This window comes from Bradyrhizobium sp. CCBAU 51745 (genome assembly GCF_028128715.1).
GTDB lineage: Bacteria > Pseudomonadota > Alphaproteobacteria > Rhizobiales > Xanthobacteraceae > Bradyrhizobium > Bradyrhizobium manausense.
Genome location: NZ_LBJP01000093.1, coordinates 240551 through 258844, shown reverse-complemented (window position 1 = coordinate 258844; position 18294 = coordinate 240551). Strand labels below are relative to the sequence as shown.

Here is an 18294-nt window from a genome sequence, read left to right as displayed (position 1 = left end):
AGGGGACATGACAGGCCGGCAACCATCGTCGCCTGCAATCGCTCCCCACCCCCCTTCCGGTCGTGACGTTCGACCCGCAACGTAACAATCTCAGGCTGCCTTTCCACAACAGGACTCGTCATGATCAGGGAATTGATGTCGTCTCGCCGCTTTGCGCCGCTGTTCTGGGCGCAATTTTTCTCGGCGCTCAATGACAACGTGCTCAAGAACGCACTCGTCATCATCCTGCTTTACAGCGCCGCGACAGGCCACGGCGATGCGCTTGTGACAGTGGCCGGCGCCGTCTTCATCTTCCCCTATTTCATCCTGTCCGGGCTCGGCGGCCAGCTCGCCGACAAATACGTCAAATCGGTCGTGGCACGGCGATTGAAGTTTGCCGAGATCTTCGCGGCCGCCTTCGCTGCCGCCGGCTTCTTCATGCACTCGGTGCCGCTGCTGTTCACCGCGCTTGCACTGTTCGGCATCATCGCCGCGCTGTTCGGTCCCGTGAAATACGCCATGCTGCCGGACCAGCTCGAGCTGGGCGAGCTCGCCACTGGCAACGCGCTGGTCGAGGGCGCGACCTTCATGGCCATCCTGCTCGGCACTGTTGCCGGCGGCCAGTTCGTCGCAGGCTCCGCCCATATGGGCTGGGTCGCATCGGCCGTGGTCGTGCTGGCCCTGCTGTCCTGGGCCTTTGCCTCCCGCATTCCGCAGACAACGCCGTCCGCGCCCGATCTGCCCGTCGATGCCAATCCCTGGACCTCGACACTCGGTCTGCTCAGGACGCTGCACGCTGACCACCGGCTGTGGGACGGCACCGTCATCGTCTCCTGGTTCTGGCTGGTCGGCGCCATCGTGCTGTCGCTCTTGCCGGCGCTGGTCAAGGACGTCGTCGGTGGCAACGAAGGCGTGGTGACGCTGTGCCTGGCAATCTTCGCGATCGGCATCGCCATCGGCTCGCTGTTCGCGGCCAGCCTGAGCCATGTTCGCCCGAACCTCGCGCTGGTGCCGATCGGTGCCATCATCATGGGCTGCGCCGGCCTGGACCTCGCCTGGGCCATCGCGGTGACCACCAAGGGCCAGGACATTGCAGCGGTCGATTTCGCGACCTCGTTCGCGGGCTTGCGCATGCTGGCGGACTTCGTCGCCTTCGCCTTCGGCGGCGGCCTGTTCGTGGTGCCGTCATTCGCCGCCGTGCAGGCCTGGTCCGCGCCAAACGAACGCGCCCGCATCATCGCCGCCGGCAACGTGTTGCAGGCCGCCTTCATGGTGGTGGGCTCGCTGTTCGTTGCTCTGCTGCAGGCGGGCGGATTGCATGTCGGCTGGATCTTTCTCGGCCTCGGCCTCGCCAGCTTCGGCGCGGTCTGGTTCGTGCTGACGAAGTGGGGCAAGGAAGGCGTGCGCGACTTTGGCGCGCTGCTGTTCCGCGCCCTGTTCCGCACCGAAGTGCGCGGGCTCGAGAACCTGCCGCCGCCGGGCACGCGCATGCTGATCGCGCCCAACCATGTCAGCCTGATCGACGGTCCGCTGCTGCACGCCGTGCTGCCGATCGACGCGAGCTTCGCGGTCGACACCGGCATCTCCAAGGCCTGGTGGGCCAAACCGTTTCTGCGCGTGGTCAAGCACTACACCATGGACCCGAGCAAGCCGCTGGCCGCGCGCGACCTGATCAAGCTCGTCGCGGCCGGCGAGCCCGTCGTGATCTTCCCGGAGGGACGCATCACCGTCTCCGGCTCGCTGATGAAGGTCTATGACGGCACCGCGATGATCGCTGATAAGGCCGACGCAGTGGTCGTGCCGGTTCGCATCGAAGGCGCGCAGCGCTCCCACCTCAGCTATCTCAATAGCAGCCAGATCAAGCGCTCGTGGTTCCCGCGGGTGACGGTGACGATCCTGCCGCCGGTCAAGCTGCCGGTCGCCTCGGAGCTGAAAGGCAAGGCGCGCCGCAATGCCGCGGGTGCTGCGCTGCAGGACGTCATGATCGACGCGATGGTCAAGAACGCCATGCTCGATCACACGCTGTTCGAAGCGCTGGGCCATGCCTATCGCGACCGCGACACCGGCAAGGTCATCATCGAGGATGCGCTCGGCACCAAGCTGACCTATCGCAAGCTGATCCTCGGTGCGCAGGTTTTGAGCCGCAAGTTGGAGGCCGGTACCTCGGCCGGCGAGAATGTCGGCGTGCTGCTGCCGAACTCCGCCGGCGTCGCCGCCGTCTTCATGGCGCTGCAGAGCATCGGCCGCGTTCCGGCCATGCTCAACTTCTCGGCCGGCCCGGTCAACGTGACCGCCGCCATGAAGGCCGCGCAGGTCAACACCGTGCTGACGTCGAAGGCCTTCATCGAGAAGGGCAAGCTCGACAAGCTGATGGCCGCGATCTCCGCGGAGGCGCGCATCGTCTATCTCGAGGACATCAGAGCCTCGATCGGCACGGTCGACAAGATCAAGGGACTACTTGCAGGCACCGCGCCGCGCGTTGCCCGCCAGGCCAACGATCCGGCCGTCGTGCTGTTCACCTCGGGCTCGGAAGGCACGCCCAAGGGCGTGGTGCTGTCCCACCGCAACATCCTCGCCAACGCGGCGCAGGCGCTGGCGCGGGTCGATGCCAACGCCAATGACAAGGTGTTCAACGTGCTGCCGGTGTTCCACTCGTTTGGGCTCACAGGCGGAATGATGATGCCAATGCTGGCGGGCATTCCGATCTACATGTATCCCTCGCCGCTGCACTACCGCATCGTGCCCGAGCTGATCTACCAGACCGGCGCCACCATCCTGTTCGGCACCGATACGTTCCTCACCGGCTATGCCCGCTCGGCGCACCCTTACGACTTCCGCACCCTGCGCCTGGTGATCGCCGGCGCCGAGGCAGTGAAGGATCGCACACGCCAGGTGTTCATGGAGCGCTACGGCATCCGCATTCTCGAAGGCTATGGCGTCACCGAGACGGCGCCGGTGCTGGCGATGAACACGCCGATGGCCAACCGCCCCGGCACCGTCGGCCGCCTGTCGCCGCTGATGGAAAGCCGCCTCGATCCGGTCCCCGGCATCGAGGAAGGCGGACGCCTGTCGGTGCGCGGACCGAACGTCATGCTCGGTTACCTCAGGGCCGAAAACCCTGGTGTGCTCGAAGTGCTGCCCGAGGGCTGGCACGACACCGGCGACATCGTCGCGATCGACACGGCCGGCTTCATCACCATCAAGGGCCGCGCCAAGCGCTTTGCCAAGATCGCCGGCGAGATGGTCTCGCTGTCGGCGGTCGAGAGCATCGCGACCACGCTGTGGCCGCAGGCGGCTTCGGTCGCGGTGTCGATCCCCGACCAGCGCAAGGGCGAGCGTATCGTGCTGCTGACGACGGAGAAGAATGCCGAGCGCAGCGCAATGCAGGCCCAGGCCAAGGCGATCGGCGCCTCCGAGCTGACCGTGCCCGCGACGATCATGGTGGTCGACAAGGTGCCGCTGCTCGGCACCGGCAAGACCGACTACGTCACCGCGACGGCGATGGCCCGCGAACAGGCCTCGGCGCCGGAGCGCGAGGTCGCGTAAACGAGATGCCCGAGGCGCCTCAATCAGGCGACGCGCGATGCCCCGGAGTTATTCTGCTTCACGGCATCGCGCGGACCTCGGCATCCCTGAAGAAGCTGGAGCGGGCGCTCCAGGCGAGCGGGTTCACGACGCTCAAAATCGACTATTCCAGCCGCAGCAAGCCGATATCGGCCATCGTGGACGACATTCATCCGGCGATCGTCCATTTCGCCGAGCGCGACGCGCCGCTGCATTTTGTCGCGCATTCGATGGGCGGCCTCGTCGCGCGCGCTTATATCGCAAGACACCGCCCGGCCCGGCTTGGCCGCGTCGTGATGCTCGGTACACCGAACCGCGGCAGCGAGGTCGCCGATCTCCTGCAGGGATTCCTGCCTTACCGCGCCTTCTACGGGCCGGCCGGCCTCGAGCTCACCACCACGCCTGCGGCCGCGCCGAATGCCCTCCCCGCCATCGACTATCCGGTCGGCGTCATCGCCGGAAACCGCTTCATAGACCCCGTCGCCGGCCTCTTCGTTCTGCCAAAACCGAATGACGGCCGCGTATCGGTGCAGAGCACGATGCTTTCAGGCATGACCGACCATGTCGTCGTGAAGGCGTCCCACACCGGGCTGCTCCGGCACCCCGTCGCGATCGAACAGACGATCGCCTTCCTGCAGGACAGCCGCTTCCGCGCCGCCTCTGTCACTTGAGCAGGAGATAGCGGACCGGGTTGTCGTCACACTGACCTGCGCCGCACTCCAGCACGGTGGACAGGAGATTTGCGGCAACCAGCAACGCGAAGATCGCGAAGACCGCATTGGACGCGAACCCGGTCACCGGCGCATCCCCCTCCTGCTTGCCGGTCGCATCCTTCAGGACAAAGACCAACGCGACATAGCACACCACAGCTACGGCCGCGATCAGCGCCCAAGTGTAGAAGTGCAAGCCCCACAACGCCGAACCGTAGCCGGGATCGCCGGGCGCCAGATGCAGCGACACCTGCCGCATCGCAATAAAGCCGGTGACGAGGCTGGCCATGAGGATCATCGCATAGTGCGACGGCCGCTCACCGAGACGCAGGTTGAACAGGAACCCCATGCCGATTGCGATGAACCCGGCTCGTTGCAGCAGGCAAAGCGGACAAGGCAATTCGCCCAGCCCAAGTTGGTAGGAGAAGGCGACCGTCAGGATTAGCGAGATCCCGAGCAATCCCGCCGCATTCAGGATCGCGCCGACCGGCGGTTTCTTGCTCGTATCAACGATGCTCATCGCGACACCGTCAGAAAGAGAATTTCAGCGGATCGGTCGCGTGATGGAAGAACCACACGATGGTGACGACGATCGTTGCGCCCCACAGTCCGTAGCCCAGCCGCGCGTGGGAACGCCAGACGCTCGCGCAGCCGGCGAGCGCCAACAGAAATGGCACAAACATGTACATGAGCGCGGGCTCCCCAAGCGATTCGCGCACAGCGCGAATGGCGCAAGAGATACGTTAGAGCCGCGCGTCCCTCAAGAGCCGGCTTCGCTGCGCCGTTCCTGCGCGTAGCGCACCAGCGCAGCGAAGCGATAGATGCCGTGCACGAATTTGCCATAGGGCATGGTGATGAACAATGCGAACACCGCGCCGAGATGCAGCGCCAGCAGTGGGCCCATGGCGGCTGTCTCGCGCAAAATCAGAACCAGCATGCCGGTGAGACCCGTCAGGAACAGCATGGCGATGAAGCCGACATCCATGCCGTAACTGTTCTCGTCGAGCAGTTCGGGCGCGCGCCGAGATTTCGCGACGAGAAGCCCGATTGGGCCGACGATGAGGCCGACGCCGCCGAGCGTGCCGAGCACGACCGGCAGATCCCACCAAGGATACGGTGCCTCCCGGCCGAGCAGATAGTGATAGAGCGTCGCCACCGAAGTCGCGGCAAAGCACAGCAGGAAGCCGTAGAACGTCAGGTGATGGAAGAGCTTGCGCCGGTCGGTCGGCTTGTCGTCCTCGTTGTAGCAGCCGACGCCGCCGCCATGGAGATAGCGCAGCTCGCCGGCATCACGGATCGCCTGGAAGATCGAGCCGCCGTCGGCGTGCCCGCCGATCGGCGCGCCGATGTCGTGCCAGAACGCACGCACGCTCATCACCAGAGCGAGAACGGCATAAAGAAACGCGGCGCTGAACAGCACGGCCATCACGCTGTGTGGCATCAGCTTGTAGAACGCACTGGGCCCGGTGTGCACACCGAACAGCACGCCGCGGTCGTTGAGCGCGGCGAAACCGAGGATAAAGGCTGCCATGCTAAGCGCGGCAACGATACTGATGACGAGGCCGTTGCGGGCGAAGGCGCCGGACAGCGCCCGCGGCCAGGCATAGGCCGCATAGGATTCGGCGCGCGCGACCGCCAGCGTCTTGGGAACGTTGACGTTGAACTCGTGCGGCGGCGAGAACTGGCAGTCGACATAGCAGGCGCCGCAGGAATGGCAGAGGTTGGCGAGATAGTTGAGGTCGCCGTCCGAGAAGGCGCGCCGCATCTCCATGGCGGGAAACACCGCGCACAGGCCCTCGCAATAGCGGCAGGAATTGCAGACCGTCATCAGACGGTCGGCCTCATCAAGAATTCTAGTTCCGTGCATGTTTCGCCGCTTCCCGTCCTGCGATCCGCCCGAACACGCTGCCGATGGTCATGCCCATGCCGGCGGCATAGCCTTTACCCAACACGTTGCCGGCCATGATCTCGCCGGCTGCAAACATGTTCGCCGACGGCTTGCCGTCCGCCATCAACATCCGCGCCTCCTTGTTCACGCGCGTGCCGAGATAGGTAAAGGTGATGCCCGGCCGCACGGGATAGGCGAGATAGGGCGGCGTCTCGATCTTGCGCGCCCAATGCGTCTTGGGCGGCGTGACGCCTTCGGTGCGGCAGTCGTCGAGAATGGTATGATCGAAGGTACCCGGCCGCACCGCCGCGTTGAATTCGGTGATGGTCTTTTCCAGCGCCGCCGGATCGAGCCCCAGCTTGCCGGCGAGCTCAGCCACGGTTTGACCGGCAATCGGCGGGAACAGCGTGGGCATGAAGCTGCTGACCACGGTCGAATCGAAGATGATGTAGGCAATCTGGTCGGGCTGCGCCGCGACCAGCCGCCCCCAGATCGCATAGCGCTTCGGCCAGATGTCCTCGCCCTCGTCATAGAAGCGCTGGGCGTGCTTGTTGACGACGATGCCGAACACGACCGAGTCATGCCGCGTGATGATGCCGCCGTCGAACTTCGGCGCGCGGGCATCGATCGCGACCGCGTGGCACTGGGTGGGATCGCCGACCTCCTGGACACCCTTGTCGAGCAGCATCTTCAGGATCGAGCCGCGATTGTACGGCGTGCCGCGGATCAGGAAATTGTCGGCCGCCTCGCCCCAATATTGCTTCAGCCATTCGATGTTGGCCTCGAACCCGCCGGCCGCCGCGACCAGCGCGGTCGCGCGCATCTCGGTCTCGCCCTTGATCGGCCGCTTGAGGCGGGCGGCGAGAAACATGCCGTCCTCGATCACGAGGTCGGTGACCTCGGCATCGTATTCGACCTCGACGCCAAGCTGTTCGGCAGTGAGGTAAAGCGCGTTCAGCATCGCGCGGCCGCCGCCGAGAAAGAAGGAGTTGGTGCGGCCGAGGCTGAGCGTGCCGCCGAGCGAAGGCTGCCAGCGCACGCCCTGCTCCACGATCCAGTTCAGGATGTCCTTGGACTCGCGGATCATGTGACGAGCGAGCAGCTCGTCGGTCTGCCCGCCGGTGACGCGCAGCAGATCCTCCCAGAACTCCTCCTCGGTGTAAGGGCCCGTGAGAATTTCGGTGGCGGCGTCATGGGCGCAGCGCATGTTGCGGGTGTGGCGGGTGTTGCCGCCGCGATAGAATTTTGGCGCGCCTTCCAGCACCAGCACCGAGGCGCCGCCGCGGCGCGCCGAAATCGCCGCGCACAGCGCCGCATTGCCGCCGCCGATCACCAGCACATCGTATTTGCTGCCCATACGGTCCGTCCGATGCGACGAGGTTGGAGACATTCTGCCCGCGAAAGCGCTTGGTCAACCCTCGCGGCTCTTGCGTACTTTTGTATACGAAGATATACGGACGAAACGCAAGCGGCATCTCTGCATGGGCAGGATGCGCGTGGTGCTTCGAGGGACCATGGCCAGGCGCCCGGTAAAGTCAGGCGGAGCAATCGCGCGCGACGGCGGCGTCGCGCTGGGCGAGGCCGTATTCCGTTCGCTCTGTGAGGCGCTCCAGGCCGGCAGCTACCGCGCCGGGGACCGCTTGCGCGAGGAAGAGGTCGCGCAGCGGCTGAAGGTCAGCCGCACCCCGGTGCGCGAAGCATTGGGCCGCCTCGCGGCGCGCGGCTTTGTCGAGCCCGCCGGCGGCCGCGGCCTGATCGTGCGCAATCTCGACATCTCGGAGGTGCTCGAGCTCTACGCCATGCGCGAGATCATGGAGGGCGCCGCTGCGCGCCTCGCCGCCGAACACGCCTCGGCGCCGGAGGTCGACGCGCTCAGGGACATCGAGCAGGCTTTGGCGGAAGCATCCGAGACCGACGCCGCCGAGATGGCAAGGGAAATGGCAAGGCTCAACCGCGCCTTCCACGAAGCGATCTGCCGCGCCGCGCGCAACCGCTATCTCGACAACGCCTCGCGCGAATTGCAGGACTGGATCGCTCTGCTCGGCCCGACCACCTTCACCGTGTCGGGGCGCCCTTCGACCAGCCACGGCGAGCACCTGGCCATCATCGATGCCATCGCCGCGCGCGACGGTGACAAGGCCGAGCAGCTCGCCCGCGCCCACATCCGCGAGGCGCTGCGCTGCCGGCTGAAGCTGTTGCAGAAGCAGTAGGACGTGCACTCGTGAACGTCACGTCCGCGGGTCAAGCGGAAGTCGCCTCGTGTGGTAGATCAAACTACTACGATCGGACCTGATCCGTTGGCGATGGCGGTTGTCGAAACATCGACGCCGGCGTCCATCAGAGAAGCGCACCTCGAAGCTACCAGTACCGGGCACGCTCCGTGCTTAATGAGGCGGACAGTCATGTCGGCATCGAAGCGAGGCGCCAGCGAGAGTCAAATTGTCGAGGACTGGAAGTTCGGAACGCGCGCGAGACACTGCGCATCGTGAGTGTGGGAGATGGCTTGAGTTGAGCCGGTTCGTCCACGCTCCAGGTCTGGCCAGTCGAAAGCGCGAAGCTCGCTATCGCAGTAGACGCGTTCCAATCAAATACAAAGGTCCGCACTCCCACGGCGGTTGATCCCGGAAGCTTCCAGATCGCGACGCGGCTGATCGACATTCACCCTTGCCCCAGTGGTGGCCTGCCGGGGCTAATAACCGCCTTGCGCCACGGAGGCGTTTGAAAATGAACGTAGAAGTTGTGAACTGCTTCACAACGTAGAACGGCGGTGCTCCGTACAGTAAGTCCCGGTTTGCATCGGAGGAAAGACGCGTATTGCGAACCGCGATGCTCAATGCCGTCCCGATGTTTCTCTTGGGATGGAGATTATGATTCTCAAATCACCGTAACGCTCGTCAACGATACTGACGTCGCACAGAATTTCGCGATTACTTGAATTATAGCGCGCCGTTGCCGGATAGGGAGATCGTCCATGAACGCTACGCGGGAATTCAACCCAATGATGGATTTCGGCAATGGAGTTGACGACCTAAACGGAAACGTACGGGGAAAGGGGGTGACTTACTCCGCCCCTAGCTCTGATGGATCATTTAGCGGGCAAACCGTACGCTTCCACCTCAAGATGATTGAGACTGTTGATGATCTGAAGAAGTCCATGGGCATTGACGTAAGTGTGTCAGGTTCTTACGACCTGTTCTCGGGCTCGGAGAAATTTTCATTCACTGAACAATCTAATTTTCATGCCTATTCTATTTTTTTGGTCGCGGGGATCACGGTTTCCAACCCACCGACGATTATTGAAAATGAGGCGCTTACGACGTCTGCAAGCACGTTGCTAGCGAACGGAGACAATAAGCGTTTCCGCGAGGAGTTTGGCGATTTGTACGTGAAGGAAATGACTTCGGGCGGCGAGTTATGGGCAGTGTTAGAATTTACAACGCGCACAGATAGCGACAAGGTCGATATAACAAATCGATTGAGCGCGGGGCTCCAGTTTGGAGTCGGGGGTGTCGACGCAAGCGTTGGTTTCGCGGACTCTATTCAGAGAATAACCCAGAATATGCAAATATCTGTAAATGTGTTTCAAAGAGGTGGTGCTGGAGACACGGCGAAGATGTCAATTTCGCTGCCTGAACTGGTTGCCAAAATTACAGCGTTTCCTTCTACAGTCAAAGCAAGTCCCGTGAGGTATACCGTATCATTGCAAGATTACCTTGCGCTTGACCTTCCTAAGCCTCCCAACTTCGTGCAAATACAAGCAGCCAGAGATAGCCTGGCCAAGTTTATGCAAGACCGAGCGATTCTGCAGCAGTTTCTTTCGGACGTCGACTATGTTGAGACCCATTCCGATCAATTCGAACCGTACGACGCTTCGGCATTGACGGCGTACGTCGCCAAGGTGGCCAAGTCGCTCAATGACATAACTAGCGCAGCGAGCAATTGCGTAAACGACATCACGAAATGCCAGCTGGTTCCGGCGATGGTCGTCGATAGGAGCCTTCTTCCGAAGCGGCTGACGCTCTCAATGCCGGATTTCGCGGCGGCCTGGGAACTGGATGGGAGAAAAGATCAGTGGGGTGATCCCAGCACGAACGTCGGTCGCTTGGTTGCGTACCTACAGCAGCAGGGCGTAAAGATCGAATTTGGCGAGTTTGGAGTTGGCGGAACGAACCCGCACCACCACGTTGTCCAGGCATTCCACCAAACGCCTGAGGCAAGAACTCTCTTAACAGCCGGCATGAAGGTCTCTATTTCAAGTGGAAATGAGTGGGCGCCGGATTGAGGTGATAGGTCGATGCGGCGAAAGTTCGGCGATCCGCTACAGCAGCCGCAAGTCCCAAACTAACGCTTTGCTCGCAGCGTCTGGTAGATCGCCTTGAGGAGAGTGACATCGCGTTGGTTAGATCGCGCGGTGCCATCGGATTCTTGGTCCAGAACAGACCTCAAACCGTTTCAACAGAAGCGTCGAAAAATCCAACTTAGACATGCGGGCGGCTTCCCTGGGGAAACGCCGCAGGCCGATCTGTCGCTTTGTCTCAAGGATCGTCAGGCAATCACCTCGGCCACGACGGCCTTCACGACGTCCCGTACATCGGCCGGCTTCATCCGCACCTGCAGGCCTCGCTGGCCGCCATTGAGATAAACGAGATCATGCACGAGCGCGCTTCTCTCGATCACGGTGGCGACCTGCTTGCGCTGCCCGAACGGGCTGATGCCGCCGACCTTGTAGCCGGTGACGCGCTCGGCCTCCGGCGGCTTCATCATCTGCGCCGACTTGCCGCCCACGGCTGCTGCGAGCTTCTTCATCGAAACTTCCTGGTCGGACGGCACGATGACGCAAACCGGCTTGCCGTCCACCAGCGCCATCAGCGTCTTCAAGACGCGCGCCGGATCTTCGCCGAGCGCGGCGGCGGCCTGCAGGCCGATGCTTTCGGCATCGGGATCATAGTCGTAGGCGTGGACGGTGAAGGCGGCACCGGCGGCTGCGAGCGCGCGGGTGGCCGGGGTGACTTTGGACATGAGGTACGTTTGCCGAACGGCGATGCCCGGCGCTGTTGGTGATCATGCCTTTATACAGGTGTTTTGCCCGACGCCGCAAGCATTTTTCGGTAAGACCGAAAATTCCTCAAGCCTTTCAACCCCGTCCTACTGTGCATGGGGTTGTTTTTCGCCTGATGCTACTCCGCCGCGTCCCGCATCTCCGCCCGCTCGGCCCTCGCCGCGCAGAACTTGAACTCCGGGATCTTGCCGAACGGATCGAGCGCCGGATTGGTGAGCAGGTTCGCCGCCGCTTCCGCGTAGCAGAACGGCATGAACACCATGTTCTCGGGCACGTCGCGATCCGACCGCACCTTGACCTCGACCGCGCCGCGGCGGGTCTCGAGCCGAATGAAATCGCCAGGCACGAGCTTCTTCTTGCGCATGTCCTTCGGCGACATGAACGCCACCGCCTCGGGCTCGATCTGGTCGAGCACCTGGGCGCGGCGGGTCATCGAGCCGGTGTGCCAGTGCTCCAGCACGCGGCCGGTCGACAGCACCATCGGATATTCGTCGTCCGGAAGCTCATCCGGCGGGATGACCTTGGCCGGCACGATCTTGCCGCGACCGCTCGCGGTCGGGAAGCCCGTGGTGAAGATGATCTCGTTGCCGGGCTTGTCGGGAGCATCGGCCGGATAGGTGACGGCGCCTTCGCGCACCAGCCGCTCCCAGCTGATGTTCTTCAGCGACGGCATCAGCTCCGCCATCTCGGTGTAGACATCGCCCGGGCCGGCATAATTCCACGGCAGGCCCATGCGCTTGCCGATCTCCTGGATGATCCAGAGATCCTGCCGCGCATCGCCCGGCGGCTTGATCACCTGACGCGCGAGCTGGACGCGGCGATCGGTGTTGGTGAAGGAGCCGTCCTTCTCGGCAAACGCCGAGGCCGGCAGGATGACGTCGGCGTGGAACGCGGTCTCGGTGACGAAAAGATCCTGCACCACGAGATGATCGAGCATCGCGAGCGCCTGGCGCGCATGCTGCAAGTCGGGGTCGGACATCGCGGGATTCTCACCCTCGATATACATGCCCTTGATCTCGCCCGCATGGATCGCGTTCATGATCTCGACCACGGTCAGGCCGCGGACGGGATCGAGATCCTGCTGCCACAGCTTTTCGAAAGCCCCGCGCAGATCGTCGCGACCGACCGGCTGGTAGTCCGGCAGGAACATCGGGATCAGGCCGGCGTCGGAGGCGCCCTGCACGTTGTTCTGGCCGCGCAGCGGATGCAGGCCGGTGCCGGGCCGGCCGACCTGGCCGGTGATCAGCGCCAGCGCGATCAGGCAGCGCGCATTGTCGGTGCCATGGACGTGCTGGCTGATGCCCATGCCCCAGAAGATGATCGACGATTTGGCGCGTGCATAGGTACGCGCGACTTCGCGCAGCGTCTGCGCCGGGATGCCGCAGATCGGCTCCATCTTCTCCGGCGTGAACTCCTTGATCTTCTCCTTGAGGTCCTCGAAGCCCTCGGTGTAGCCCGCGATGTACTGATCGTCGGTCAGGCCTTCGGTGATGATCGTGTTGATCATCGCGTTCAGCATGGCGACGTCGGAGCCGGGCTTGAACTGCAGATGCTTGGTGGCGTGACGCGACAGCGACTGCCGGCGCGGATCCATCACGAACAGTTTTGCGCCGTTCTGCTTGACCGCGTTCTTGATGAAGGTCGCGGCCACCGGATGGTTGACGGTCGGATTGGCGCCGATCACCCAGATCACTTCCGCGTCCATCGCCGCCGAGAACGGCGCCGACACCGCGCCGGAGCTCAGGCCTTCGAACAGCGCCGCGACCGACGAGGCGTGGCATAGCCGGGTGCAGTGATCGACGTTGTTCGAGCCGAAGCCGGTGCGGACCAGCTTCTGGAACAGATAGGCCTCCTCATTGGAGCCCTTGGCCGAGCCGAAGCCGGCGAGCGCCTTCACGCCCTTCTCGTCGCGGATCTCGACGAGGCCCTTGGCGGCGATGTCGAGCGCCTCGTCCCAGCTTGCCTCGCGGAAATGGGTAAAGGGATTGGCCGGATCGACCTGGTCGTTGGCATCCTTCTTCGCATTCGGCAGCCGCACCAGCGGCTTGGTCAGACGATGCGGATGGTGGATGTAGTCGAAGCCGAAGCGACCCTTGACGCAGAGACGGTTATGATTGGCGGGGCCATCGCGGCCCTCGGCATAAATCACCTTCTCGTCCTTGACCTCGTAGGTGACTTGGCAGCCGACGCCGCAGAACGGGCAGAGCGAATCCACCTTCCTGTCGGCGTAAGTCACGCGGGTCTGCTTGTCGTCGAGCATGACGGCCGGCATCAGCGCGCCGGTCGGACAGGCCTGCACGCATTCGCCGCAAGCAACGCAGGTCGACTCACCCATGGGATCGTCGAAGTCGAACACGATCTTGGAACTATGGTTGCGATAGGCCATGCCGATGACGTCATTGACCTGGACCTCGCGGCAAGCGCGCACGCAGAGGCCGCACTGGATGCAGGCATCGAGATTGACCCGCATCGCCGGATGGCTGGCGTCGGTCTCCCAACGCTCGGCAGCCGGGAAGCGGCTCTCGGTGACGCCCGTGGTCTCGGCCCAGTGCCAGAACTTCGAATCCGGATCGTGGCTGGTCTCGCGCGCCGGCTGATCGGCGACAAGCAGCTCCATCACCATTTTCTGCGCGGCGGTCGCGCGCGCGGATTCGGTCTTCACCTTCATGCCGACCGACGGCGTGCGCTTGCACGAAGCCGCCAGCACCCGCTCGCCCTCGATCTCGACCATGCAGGCGCGGCAATTGCCGTCGGGCCGATAGTCTGGTGCGGGCGAATAGCACAAATGCGGGATGTCGCGGCCCTGGCGTTTGGCGACCTGCCAGATCGTCTCGCCGGGCCTGGCCTCGACCTGCTTGCCGTCGAGCTCGAACGTAATCTTGGTCATTCGGCCGCTTCCTTGAACTCGTCAGGGAAATACTTGATCACGGAGGACAGCGGATTCGATGCCGCCTGGCCAAGCCCGCAGATCGAGGCATCGCGCATCGCCTGGCTCAATTCTTCCAGCAATGCGCGGTTCCAGACCGGCTTCTGCATCAGCAGCGCCGCCTTCTGGGTTCCGACGCGGCACGGCGTGCACTGGCCGCAGCTCTCGTCCTCGAAAAATTTCATCAGGTTCAGTGCGGCTGCGCGCACGCTGTCCTTTTGCGACAGGATCACGATCGCGGCCGAACCGATGAAGCAGCCGTATTTTTCGAGCGTGCCGAAATCGAGCGGGATGTCGTCCATCGACGCCGGCAGGATACCGCCGGACGCGCCGCCCGGAAGGTAGGCGTAGAACTGGTGGCCATCGGCCATGCCGCCGCAATATTCGTCGATCAGCTCGCGCACGGTGATGCCCGCAGGCGCAAGCTTCATGCCCGGATTCTTGACGCGCCCCGAGACCGAGAAGCTGCGCAGGCCGTGCCGCTCATGGCGGCCATGGCCCTTCCACCAGTCGGCGCCCTTCTCGACGATGTCGCGCACCCACCACAGCGTCTCGATGTTGTTGATCAACGTCGGCAGGCCGAACAGGCCGACCTGGAACGGATAAGGCGGCTTGTGCCGGGGTAGACCGCGCTTGCCCTCGATGCTTTCGAGCAGCGAAGACTCTTCGCCGCAGATGTAAGCGCCGGCGCCGCGGCGCATGTGCAATGTCGGTCCGCCCGCAGGCAACTTTGCGATCTCGCGCGTCAGGATCTCGCGCGAGGCCGGATATTCGTCGCGCAGATAGATGTAGACGTCGGAGGCCTGCACCACATGCGCGCCGATCAGCATGCCCTCGATGAAGCGATGCGGATCGGTTTCGAGATAATAGCGGTCCTTGAACGTGCCGGGCTCGCCCTCGTCGCCATTGATCGCCATCAGCCGCGGACCGGGCTCGCCCAGCACCGCACGCCATTTGCGTCCCGTCGGGAAGCCCGCGCCGCCGAGGCCGCGCAGCGAAGCATCGTCGAGCGACTTCAAGAGATCGTCCGTCGACATCTCGCCCGAGCGCAAGCGGCCCAGCAGCTTGTAGCCGCCGCCGGCAACATAAGCGTCGTAATCGATATAATCAGGCAGATGCGCGTGAGTATCACCGACCTTCGCCGCAGCCATCACATTGGCAACGGTCGCGTGATCGACGAAGTTGTGTCCGACTTCCGCGGCAGGCGCGGTATCGCAGCGGCCGACGCAGGGCGCGCGCACCACGCGGATGCCGGGCCCAGAGGCGTCTTGCAAATCCGCAAGCAGCTTCTCTCCCCCGAGCATCGCGCAGGTCAGCGAATCGCAGACGCGGACCGTCAGCGGGGCAATATCAGGCTCGCCCTCCTTCACCACGTCGAAATGCGCGTAGAAGGTCGCGGTCTCGAACACTTCGGCGAAGGCGAGCTTCATCTCGTCGGCAAGCGCGGCGAGATGCGCAGCCGAGATCTGGTGATATGTGTCCTGGATCAGGTGCAGATATTCGATCAGGAGATCGCGCCGCCGCGGGCGATCTCCGAGCAATTGCTCGATCTCATGCGCGGCGGTCGGATCGACCTGACGCCCCTTGGGCGTCGCCTTGGCGCGCCGGCGCCCCTCGCCCGGGTGCTCGAATTCCCTGACCTTGTGAACGTCGTCGTTGCTGCTCATGGAAACGTCGCGTTCTCCTCAAAAGCGCGATGATCTCCGGGCGGGATGACCATCGCGATCCGCCCTGATTTTCTAGGCACGATCATCCGGGAACCGCGTCTCCGCGGCACAGTGGATCGAACCCGATCGAACCGACTCTAGTCTCTGGTATGCCAGATGCAAGAGAGAATTTAGAAAGACTCTATAATGCTTTACGGGGAAGGCCACCGCTCTGCGTACCCTCCGCGCAACCGCAAAGTGGAACCCTGGCTTAGGTCCTGTCCATGCAGTCCTGGATATAGAACCAGCGGTCATCGCCGATCAGCCCCTTGGCCTTCACCTCGGCGCGACACGCCTTCAGCTTCGGCTTGTTGGCGGCCCACTTCGCCTTCATGTCTTTCAGCTTCTGCATGGTGAGCTTGATCTTGCCCGATGGCTTGGCGTCGGTCGTTGCGGCAGGTGCAGGCGCCGTCGCGGTCTGCGCGGACGCGGTGTGAAGGCTTGCTGCCAGCATCATGGCGGCAAGGCAGATACGGGTGCGAAGCATGAAATCCCCCTAGATTCTGTTCTTGAGCAATTCGACAGATGCGCGCGGAAGGCCATGTGACCTTCCGCGGCGGCATGGATCTACGATCAGAAGATCTTGACCGCGCTCTCCAGCGTCTTCCAGACGCCCCAGGCCAAGGGAACTCCGACGAAAGCCCAGAACAGCGCCGCCTTGGCATCCAGACCGCCCCTGCCGATGCCAAACGAGCCGTGCTGGATCGCCGCTTCGTTCTTCGCGCTGGCCGCCTGCAAGCGGGCGACCTCCTCCTGGCTCATGTTCCACTTGGGATCGACGGGCTTGATCAGATAGTTGCAGATCAAGCCGGCGATCAGCATGGCGCAGAGGATGTACATCGTCGTGTTGTAGAGCTGATCGCGCGGCACACCGGCGGCGAGTTGGAACTCGCGGATGTAGTTCACCACGACCGGGCCGATGATGCCCGCGGTCGACCATGCCGTCAGCAGACGGCCATGAATGGCACCGACAAACTGTGTGCCGAACATGTCGGCGAGATAGGCAGGCACGGTCGCGAAGCCACCGCCATACATCGACAGGATAATGCCGAAGCCGACCACGAACAGCAGCTTCGAGCCCATTGCCGCAAAGGTCGGCGCCAGCGCGTAGAGCGCGATGCCGAGCAGGAAGAACGTGTAATAGGTGTTCTTGCGGCCGAGATAGTCGGACAGCGAGGCCCAGAAGAACCTGCCGGCGATGTTGAACAGCGACAACAGACCGGCAAAGCCCGCCGCGATGCCGGCGATGACGGTCTTCTGCTCAGTCGAGAGCTGGCTGAAAGTTACATCGGGCAGACCGATCAGCTTGCCGGCGAAGATCTCCTGCAACATCGGCGAGGCCATGCCGATCACGCCGATGCCTGCCGACACGTTCAGGCAGAGCACCCACCAGATCAGCCAGAACTGCGGCGTCTTGTGCGCATTGTCGAGATGCACGTGATGCTCGGTGATCATCGACTTCTTTTCGCTCGGCGGCGTCCAGCCCTCGGGCTGCCAGCCGACCGGGATCACGCGATAGGCAAACGCGCCGATCATCATGAACACGAAATAGATGACGCCCATCGCAACGAACGTCTCCCAGACACCGACCGAGGTCGGCGTCTTGAAATAGTTGATCAGGAGGTTGGCGAGGGGCGCGCCGATCATGGCGCCGCCGCCAAATCCCATGATGGCCATGCCGGTCGCCATGCCGCGACGGTCGGGGAACCATTTCACCAGCGTCGACACCGGCGAGATGTAGCCCAAACCGAGACCGACGCCGCCGATCACGCCGCAACCGAGCCACATGATCCAGAGTTGGTGGACATAGACGCCGAAGGCGCCGATCAGAAGACCACCGCCCCAGCAGCAGGCCGCGACGGCACCCGCCTTGCGCGGGCCCGCGCGCTCGAGCCAGCCGCCCCAGATCGCGGCGGAGACGCCGAGCAGCACGAAGAACAGCGTGTACATCCACCCCAGGCTCGCGACCTTCCAATCGCAGGTGGTGGTGAACAGCTCCTGAAACAGCGAGATGTCCGGGCAGGCCTTGCTCTGCGTGATGCCGATCGCGCGCGACAGCGGCAGCCAGAACACGGAGAAGCCGTAGGCCATGCCGATGCAGAGATGGATGCAGAGCGCCGCCGGCGGCACCAGCCATCGGTTGAAGCCTGCCTTTGCGACCGTATGTTCGCGATCGAAAATTCCTGCGCCAGCGCCTGAAATCCTTCCCGCGCTCTCGATTGTCGTCATGCACTCCTCCCCTGCAGTCGCCCTTCTGAGCGAGACTGCCGCTACGATCCTGTTCCTCAGCCCATTGCGGCGCAGCTCTGGTCCCCGCTGCTCCGCAAAATCATCCAACACGCGCCAGGACCGTCACGCATGTCTGAGAAGTTAACCCCTCGAACAGGACTCTATGCCCGATACGATGTGACGGCTTCGTGCGTGGCCCGCTGATCCGCGTATCGCGGACACGATTCAACCTC

13 protein-coding genes are annotated in these 18294 nt (G+C 63.3%); 4 read left to right on the top strand and 9 right to left on the bottom strand.

All coding sequences use genetic code 11. From position 1 onward, the window contains the following. Positions 1-120 precede the first annotated feature (120 nt). Positions 121-3525, top strand: a complete 3405-nt coding sequence (locus tag XH98_RS37515) for an acyl-[ACP]--phospholipid O-acyltransferase (protein ID WP_271621537.1) — start codon at positions 121-123, stop codon at positions 3523-3525. A gap of 5 nt (positions 3526-3530) precedes the next feature. After that, positions 3531-4214 (top strand): alpha/beta fold hydrolase, encoded by a 684-nt coding sequence (locus XH98_RS37510; RefSeq protein WP_271621536.1) that lies wholly within the window; start codon positions 3531-3533, stop codon positions 4212-4214. On the opposite strand, the gene XH98_RS37505 is transcribed toward XH98_RS37510, so the two are convergent. The 4 genes from XH98_RS37505 to tcuA all read right to left on the bottom strand — a co-directional run bounded on the left by XH98_RS37505 (position 4207) and on the right by tcuA (position 7498). Next, positions 4207-4773, bottom strand: coding sequence for a disulfide bond formation protein B (locus tag XH98_RS37505; RefSeq protein ID WP_271600964.1), 567 nt, complete (start codon positions 4771-4773; stop codon positions 4207-4209). The two genes, XH98_RS37510 and XH98_RS37505, sit on opposite strands and share 8 nt — an antisense overlap. Positions 4774-4783: 10 nt before the next feature. Next, a complete protein-coding gene (locus tag XH98_RS37500) occupies positions 4784-4942 on the bottom strand; it encodes a DUF5993 family protein (RefSeq protein WP_271621535.1) in 159 nt (52 codons plus the stop codon). Between the two features lie 71 nt (positions 4943-5013). Then, a complete protein-coding gene (gene tcuB / locus XH98_RS37495; RefSeq protein ID WP_271621534.1) occupies positions 5014-6120 on the bottom strand; it encodes a tricarballylate utilization 4Fe-4S protein TcuB in 1107 nt (368 codons plus the stop codon). Next, positions 6107-7498 (bottom strand): FAD-dependent tricarballylate dehydrogenase TcuA, encoded by a 1392-nt coding sequence (gene tcuA, locus XH98_RS37490; RefSeq protein ID WP_057747694.1) that lies wholly within the window; start codon positions 7496-7498, stop codon positions 6107-6109. Before tcuA ends, tcuB begins: the two co-directional genes overlap by 14 nt. Positions 7499-7655: 157 nt before the next feature. Here tcuA and XH98_RS37485 point away from each other — a divergent pair, with 157 nt between their 5' ends. After that, positions 7656-8351 carry a GntR family transcriptional regulator gene (locus tag XH98_RS37485; protein WP_271600961.1) on the top strand — a complete coding sequence of 232 codons (696 nt, stop codon included), beginning with the start codon at positions 7656-7658 and terminating at the stop codon, positions 8349-8351. A 761-nt stretch (positions 8352-9112) separates the two neighbouring features. Further along, positions 9113-10423, top strand: coding sequence for a hypothetical protein (locus XH98_RS37480; protein WP_271621533.1), 1311 nt, complete (start codon positions 9113-9115; stop codon positions 10421-10423). 263 nt (positions 10424-10686) lie between these two features. Here the strand turns inward: XH98_RS37480 and ybaK are convergent, their stop codons facing one another. The 5 genes from ybaK to XH98_RS37455 all read right to left on the bottom strand — a co-directional run bounded on the left by ybaK (position 10687) and on the right by XH98_RS37455 (position 18061). Further along, entirely contained in the window at positions 10687-11160 is a 474-nt protein-coding gene (gene ybaK, locus XH98_RS37475; protein WP_271600959.1) for a Cys-tRNA(Pro) deacylase, read from the bottom strand. Positions 11161-11318: 158 nt separating this feature from the next. Further along, positions 11319-14087, bottom strand: coding sequence for a formate dehydrogenase subunit alpha (fdhF, locus tag XH98_RS37470; protein WP_271621532.1), 2769 nt, complete (start codon positions 14085-14087; stop codon positions 11319-11321). Next, on the bottom strand, positions 14084-15793 hold the full coding sequence (locus tag XH98_RS37465) for an NADH-ubiquinone oxidoreductase-F iron-sulfur binding region domain-containing protein (protein ID WP_271621531.1): 1710 nt from the start codon (positions 15791-15793) through the stop codon (positions 14084-14086). Before XH98_RS37465 ends, fdhF begins: the two co-directional genes overlap by 4 nt. A gap of 250 nt (positions 15794-16043) precedes the next feature. Then, on the bottom strand, positions 16044-16319 hold the full coding sequence (locus XH98_RS37460; RefSeq protein ID WP_057747716.1) for a hypothetical protein: 276 nt from the start codon (positions 16317-16319) through the stop codon (positions 16044-16046). A gap of 86 nt (positions 16320-16405) precedes the next feature. Continuing rightward, positions 16406-18061, bottom strand: coding sequence for an OFA family MFS transporter (locus tag XH98_RS37455; RefSeq protein ID WP_271600955.1), 1656 nt, complete (start codon positions 18059-18061; stop codon positions 16406-16408). Positions 18062-18294: the final 233 nt, after the last annotated feature.

Bases quoted from the DNA above. Each gene is read 5' to 3' on its own strand.
- XH98_RS37515 (WP_271621537.1), top strand. From the start codon at position 121: ATGATCAGGGAATTGATGTCGTCTCGCCGCTTTGCGCCGCTGTTCTGG.
- XH98_RS37510 (WP_271621536.1), top strand. From the start codon at position 3,531: ATGCCCGAGGCGCCTCAATCAGGCGACGCGCGATGCCCCGGAGTTATT.
- XH98_RS37505 (WP_271600964.1), bottom strand. From the start codon at position 4,773: ATGAGCATCGTTGATACGAGCAAGAAACCGCCGGTCGGCGCGATCCTG.
- XH98_RS37500 (WP_271621535.1), bottom strand. From the start codon at position 4,942: ATGTACATGTTTGTGCCATTTCTGTTGGCGCTCGCCGGCTGCGCGAGC.
- tcuB (WP_271621534.1), bottom strand. From the start codon at position 6,120: ATGCACGGAACTAGAATTCTTGATGAGGCCGACCGTCTGATGACGGTC.
- tcuA (WP_057747694.1), bottom strand. From the start codon at position 7,498: ATGGGCAGCAAATACGATGTGCTGGTGATCGGCGGCGGCAATGCGGCG.
- XH98_RS37485 (WP_271600961.1), top strand. From the start codon at position 7,656: ATGGCCAGGCGCCCGGTAAAGTCAGGCGGAGCAATCGCGCGCGACGGC.
- XH98_RS37480 (WP_271621533.1), top strand. From the start codon at position 9,113: ATGAACGCTACGCGGGAATTCAACCCAATGATGGATTTCGGCAATGGA.
- ybaK (WP_271600959.1), bottom strand. From the start codon at position 11,160: ATGTCCAAAGTCACCCCGGCCACCCGCGCGCTCGCAGCCGCCGGTGCC.
- fdhF (WP_271621532.1), bottom strand. From the start codon at position 14,087: ATGACCAAGATTACGTTCGAGCTCGACGGCAAGCAGGTCGAGGCCAGG.
- XH98_RS37465 (WP_271621531.1), bottom strand. From the start codon at position 15,793: ATGAGCAGCAACGACGACGTTCACAAGGTCAGGGAATTCGAGCACCCG.
- XH98_RS37460 (WP_057747716.1), bottom strand. From the start codon at position 16,319: ATGCTTCGCACCCGTATCTGCCTTGCCGCCATGATGCTGGCAGCAAGC.
- XH98_RS37455 (WP_271600955.1), bottom strand. From the start codon at position 18,061: ATGACGACAATCGAGAGCGCGGGAAGGATTTCAGGCGCTGGCGCAGGA.